We start from the raw sequence: 5,104 nt of genomic DNA on the forward strand, positions 1-5,104 counted from the left end.
CCAGCGGCCCGCACCCCCGCCCCAGCGCACCCCCGCACGGCAGCAGCGCGTACTCGTCGAGGACGTACGGCAGCACGGCGTACGACACCTTCAGCACATCCAGCTCACCGCGTTCGGCCATGCCGTTGGTGATGTCGATGTCCGCGAAGGTCACGTCGAGCGCGGGCGCGCCCGGCACCCGGCCATGGGCCCAGGCGTCGAAGACGAACGTGTCGTTCGGGCAGGGGGAGTAGGCGATCCGCAAAGGCTGCACAGGCTCGGTGAACGGGGTCATACCTGTCTCCAACTCTCCAGTACGGGCGCGCACTTCCCGAATCCCTCGGTCAGGGCCGCGAGCGCGTCGCCGATGCGCCAGGCGGCGCGGTCGCGCGGGCCGACGGGGTTGGAGACCGCGCGCAGTTCCAGGACGGGGATGCCGTGGGCGGCGGCGGCCTCGGCGACGCCGAAGCCCTCCATCGCCTCCGCGAGGGCCCGGGGGTGGCGGGCGCGGAGTTCGGCGGCGCGGGCGGCCGTTCCGGTCACCGTGGAGACGGTGAGTACGGCTCCGGTGCGGGCGCCGGCCGCGGCCGCGAGGTCTCGTACGAGTGCATTCGGCGGACGGTGGGTGACGGTGCCGAAGCCGAGTTCGGTGACCGGGAGGAAGCCGTCAGGGGTTTCCGCGCCCAGGTCGGCCGCGGTGATCTCGTCGGCGATCACGAGGGAGCCGACGGGCGCCTCGGGCTGGAAGCCGCCGGCGATCCCGGCGGACACGACGAGGGCGTACGGGGTGCCGGCGAGGGCGGTGGCGAGGGTGGTGGCCGTAGCGGCGGCGGCAGCGGCGGGACCCACCCCGGCGGCGATGACATCGACCCGGCTGTCACGCGTGAACGCCCGTGCCACCGCGTCCCGTTCGGCGGGAACGGCGGTGGCGACGAGAATCCGTACGGAGGACGGCGAAGACGCGGACGTGGTCAGGAGTCCTTCTTGAACTTGAAGGACCACAGGCCCTTGACCGTCTTGTCGCCCTCCTTGATGGAGACGACGGTCGAGTTGCCGGTCGCGCCGTACTGGGTGTTGAAGAACACGCTGCCGGGGATCGTGCGGTACGTCTTCTTGCTGGAGTCGGTCAGCGGCTGACCGTTCATCAGGATCGTCCAGCCGTTGTCGGCGATCTTCGGGTCGACACCGAAGCGCACGGTGTCGTCCGGGTCGACCGAGATCGACGTGGAGGCCTTCAGGCACTTCGCCAGGTCCGCGGTCTTCACCGCGTCGCCGTCGTTGTAGCAGGTGGCCTCGGTGTGGACCGAGTTCCTCCCGACGGTGATCGTCGAGATCGGCGTCGGCTTGTCGCACGCCGACAGGACGAGCAGTCCGGCGGAAACGGCGCCGGCGGCGGCGACGGCGCGGCGGCGTCGCACAGCGGATTGCATGGTCATGGGGCGAAGGCTATCGGGCCCGTCCAGTCCTCCCCCCACGTGGGGTGCGGCGCGGCGGGCCGGGTGGTGCGGGTTAGGCCACTCGCGGGCGTCCGCCGGCCCCGTGACGTGCCGAGGCGAGCAGCCCGCGCAGGGTGGTCAGCCAGCCCAGGGCGATGACTCCGGCGGCGAGGGTGAAGCCGAGGGCGCCGTTCAGCGGCATGACGATGCCGATCGCGCCGCCGAGCACCCAGGCCATCTGGAGCATCGTCTCGGAGCGCGCGAACGCCGAGGTGCGCACCAGCTCGGGCACGTCCCGCTGGATCAGCGCGTCCAGGGACAGCTTGGCCAGCGCCTGGCAGAACCCGGCCGCGGCGGCGAGACAGGCCACCAGGGCCGCGCCGAAGAAGATCGCCGCCGTGACCGCCGCGCCCAGCACGACCGCCATCACCGTCACGATGATGAGTTCCGGCGCCCGCTGCCGCAGCCAGGAACCGACCGCCGTACCGAGCGCGTTGCCCACGCCCGCCGAGACCGCGACTATGCCCAGCGACACGGCCGCGCTCTGCCCGGTCATCGGGTGCTCGCGCAGCAGGAACGCGAGGAAGAAGGTCAGGAAGCCCGACAGCCAGCGCAGGGCCGCGTTGGCGCCCAGCGCGTGGGTGACGGCGATGCCGACCGTGCGCAGCCCCGGCCGCTTGACCTCCCTGGGATGCGGGCCGTGCAGATGGTCCGCGTCCGCCGCGAGCAGCGCCGTGTCCTCGCCCTTGGCCGAGTCGACCTTGGGGTCCAGGGAGAACGACAGGAACGTACCGCCGACGAAGATCACGAAGGCGCCGTAGAGCGGCCAGGGGTCGCCGATGGCGTGCAGGGCGCCCGCGATCGGGGCGGCGACGCCGGTGGCGAGGAGCCCGGCGAGGGTGACTCTGGAGTTCGCCTTCACCAGCGAGATGCGGGGTGGCAGCAGCCGGGGCACCACGGCGCTTCTGACGACGCCGTACGCCTTCGAGGCGACCAGGGCGCCCAGGGCCGCCGGATACAGCTCCAGGCTGCCGCTGGCGACCGCGCCGGAGATGATCAGCGCGAGGAGGGCGCGGGCCAGCATCGCGGCGGCCATGGCGGCGCGGCGCCCGTGCGGAAGTTTGTCGAGCAGGGGCCCGATCACGGGAGCCAGGACGGTGAACGGGGCCATGGTGATCGCGAGATACAGAGCGACCCGCCCCCGGGCCTCGTCGGTCGGGACGGAGAAGAAGACCGTCGAGGCGAGGGCGACCGTGATCATCACGTCGCCGGCGCCGTTCACCGCGTGCAGTTCGATGAGCCGGCCGAGGCCCGACTCGCCCGCGCCGTGCGCGTGGGTCGCCTTGCGGATGCCGCGGGCGGTACCGGTGACGGGGAAGTGCAGGGCACGACCCATCGCGCGGACGGAACCGCTCACCCGGCCCGAACCGCCACCTCGGATGTTCCCCTTCGTGCCACCGATCCCGGTGGCGCCTTGGGGCGACCTCGCGGCTGCCACCCCGTCATAGTGCCCCGAGAACGGCGTGAGTAGTGCGGTTACCGCACGTATGGAGGCGTACGGAAGTGGATTCTGGGCCGTTCCACAGGTCTCCGGCCGACCGTCCTACGGGTTTCCGGATGACCGCCGCGCAGCGCCCAAGGGGCCGTCGGTGTGGGCGCATGGCGCGGGAGAAGGTAGCGTGCGTAGCGCGCCGTGGCGATTGTTCTCGGCCGCGCGCCTCTCGGCCATCCCGCAGAATGGATGGTGTAGGCGTGCCCGAGCGCGATCGGGCGCGGACGTCGACGCGGCCCTCCACCAGTGCCCCCAAGGGCCTGGTACATGTCTTTCAGCCGCTCCGTCCGCTCCCTTCGCCACACCAGGCGCACCCGTGAGACGGCGTAGGAGAGAAGCGATACCTGTGAGCGCAGCGACCACGCGAAGCCGCACCCCCGACCGCCTGTGCGCCGAGGCCGTCGACCTCGCCCGTGCCGCAGCCGAGGAGGCCGCCGCACCCGGCGTGGTCGGCGAGCACGCCGGCTTCGAATCCGACGGCGACCGGGTGGTCACGCACTTCTTCGAATGCAAGGAGTTCGGCTACCGGGGCTGGCGCTGGGCGGTGACGGTCGCGAGGGCGTCCCGCGCGAAGCTGGTGACTCTGGACGAGGTCGTCCTGCTCCCAGGCCCGGACTCGCTCCTGGCCCCCGAATGGGTCCCGTGGAGCGAACGCCTCCGCCCCGGCGACATGGGCCCCGGCGACCTGCTCCCCACCGACGCGGAGGACCTCCGCCTGGAGCCCGGCTACACGGGCGAGGACGAGCCCCCGCCGAACTCCGCGGTCTCGGAGGAGATGGCGGAGCTGGTGGAGTCGGAGGACGCGGAGGTGACGGCGGGAGCGCCGTCGGCTCTACCCGTCGCGCCGACCCGGGGCTCGATCGCGGCGGTGGCCGAGGAACTGGGCATCCGCCGCGCCAGGGTCCTCTCCCGCTACGGCCTCCACGTCGCCGCCGACCGCTGGGAGGACGGCTTCGGCCCGAAGACCCCGATGGCCCAGGCGGCCCCGGCGGCCTGCGTCAGCTGCGGCTTCCTGGTCGCGATCGGCGGCTCCCTGGGCCAGGCGTTCGGAGTCTGCGCGAACGAGTTCTCCCCGGCGGACGGCCACGTCGTGTCCCTGTCCTACGGCTGCGGCGGCCACTCGGAAGCGGCCATCATGCCCAAACCGCCCCAGCCTCCGGCCCATGTGATCGACGAGACGATGGTGGACCCGTTCCCGCTGCGGCCTGCGGCGGATTCGGGGTCGGTGTCGGTGGGCATGGACGGGGATTCCGCGGAGCTGGGGCACTCGTAGAGGTGTGCCGGTCGGTTCACGGCTTGGGCTGGCCGGTGCCCCTGTCTTCTCCGTAGCGCGGCAGGTTGTCCGTGGAGATCGTCCAGTCGCCGATGGTGACGTCCTCGCCGTAGACGAAGTCCTTGCGGGTGGCGTAGCGGGGGCCGTCGGGGGTGGCGTGGATGTCGGTGAGGACGGCGCCCTCGCCCGTGCGGGGGTCGAAGATCACGTAGACGGGAATGCCGAGCAGGGGATAGTCACGCATCTTGCTCACCCAGTCGTTGTCCGGGTTGGAGCGTGACACGACTTCGATGGCGGCGATGAGCGTATGTGGGTCGAACGCACCGTCGCCCTCCATGTCCGCCATGGCGATCACCATCACATCGGGGTGACGCATGATGCCCTCGGCCGCGGCCTCCACGTCCGGCTCCCCCGTGTGGGCCACGAGTTCCTCCGGCATGACCTTCTCAAGGCGCTTCCGGAGGTGCAGCACGGTGAGTTCGTGCGGCTTCACGGGCGCCATCATGTCGTGGACGATCCCTTCCTTGGTGATCTCGAATTTGCCCGGGATGGTGTCGTCCATGGACTCAAGGAAGTCCCTCATGGCCCGGTAGAAGTGGGAAGCGCCCTGCTGCGCGTTGTCCGAGGCGATGGTCATGGCGCTCGCTCCTCGTCTGTGCCTGGGGGCAAGGATCGTCCCCTTCATGCTAGGTGGCCCCTGGAAGATCGGTTCGGCAGCCATGGCAGCGTCCTGGGATAGGTGAGCGGAAGGCGCGGTCGCAGCCTTCGCAGTTCTGGAGCGGGTGCCGTACGGCTGGTGGTGGTGCCGGAGCCCGGAACGGTGGTGGGGGCGGGAGTTGGGCGCTCAGGCGGTGGGCCAGGAGG

Annotated in this window: 6 protein-coding genes and 1 pseudogene; 1 reads left to right on the plus strand and 6 read right to left on the minus strand. The window is 71.4% G+C overall.

Annotated features, from left to right (window positions below; genetic code table 11):
• The 4 genes from AC31A1_RS46385 to AC31A1_RS46400 all read right to left on the minus strand — a co-directional run.
• A partial coding sequence (locus tag AC31A1_RS46385; protein WP_489659096.1) for an MqnA/MqnD/SBP family protein occupies positions 1-274 on the minus strand: 274 nt, incomplete at its 3' end.
• A complete protein-coding gene (locus AC31A1_RS46390) occupies positions 271-981 on the minus strand; it encodes a futalosine hydrolase (protein ID WP_489659097.1) in 711 nt (236 codons plus the stop codon). The genes AC31A1_RS46385 and AC31A1_RS46390, both read right to left, overlap by 4 nt.
• Positions 951-1,415, minus strand: coding sequence for a hypothetical protein (locus AC31A1_RS46395; RefSeq protein WP_033281199.1), 465 nt, complete (start codon positions 1,413-1,415; stop codon positions 951-953). Before AC31A1_RS46395 ends, AC31A1_RS46390 begins: the two co-directional genes overlap by 31 nt.
• A 73-nt stretch (positions 1,416-1,488) precedes the next feature.
• The gene (locus AC31A1_RS46400) at positions 1,489-2,913 is read right to left on the minus strand and encodes an MFS transporter (RefSeq protein WP_489659098.1); all 1,425 of its coding nucleotides are present in this window, start codon (positions 2,911-2,913) and stop codon (positions 1,489-1,491) included.
• Between the two features lie 400 nt (positions 2,914-3,313).
• Between AC31A1_RS46400 and AC31A1_RS46405 the strand changes: the two genes are divergently transcribed.
• The gene (locus tag AC31A1_RS46405; protein ID WP_489659099.1) at positions 3,314-4,240 is read left to right on the plus strand and encodes a DUF3027 domain-containing protein; all 927 of its coding nucleotides are present in this window, start codon (positions 3,314-3,316) and stop codon (positions 4,238-4,240) included.
• A gap of 16 nt (positions 4,241-4,256) precedes the next feature.
• On the opposite strand, the gene AC31A1_RS46410 is transcribed toward AC31A1_RS46405, so the two are convergent.
• The gene (locus AC31A1_RS46410) at positions 4,257-4,877 is read right to left on the minus strand and encodes a Uma2 family endonuclease (protein ID WP_489659100.1); all 621 of its coding nucleotides are present in this window, start codon (positions 4,875-4,877) and stop codon (positions 4,257-4,259) included.
• Positions 4,878-4,926: 49 nt separating this feature from the next.
• Positions 4,927-5,104, minus strand: a pseudogene (locus AC31A1_RS46415) (helix-turn-helix domain-containing protein); the annotation flags it as partial.

The sequence above is a fragment of the Streptomyces sp. P5F9 genome (assembly GCF_057961495.1).

Bases quoted from the DNA above. Each gene is read 5' to 3' on its own strand.
- AC31A1_RS46395 (WP_033281199.1), bottom strand. From the start codon at position 1,415: ATGACCATGCAATCCGCTGTGCGACGCCGCCGCGCCGTCGCCGCCGCC.
- AC31A1_RS46410 (WP_489659100.1), bottom strand. From the start codon at position 4,877: ATGACCATCGCCTCGGACAACGCGCAGCAGGGCGCTTCCCACTTCTAC.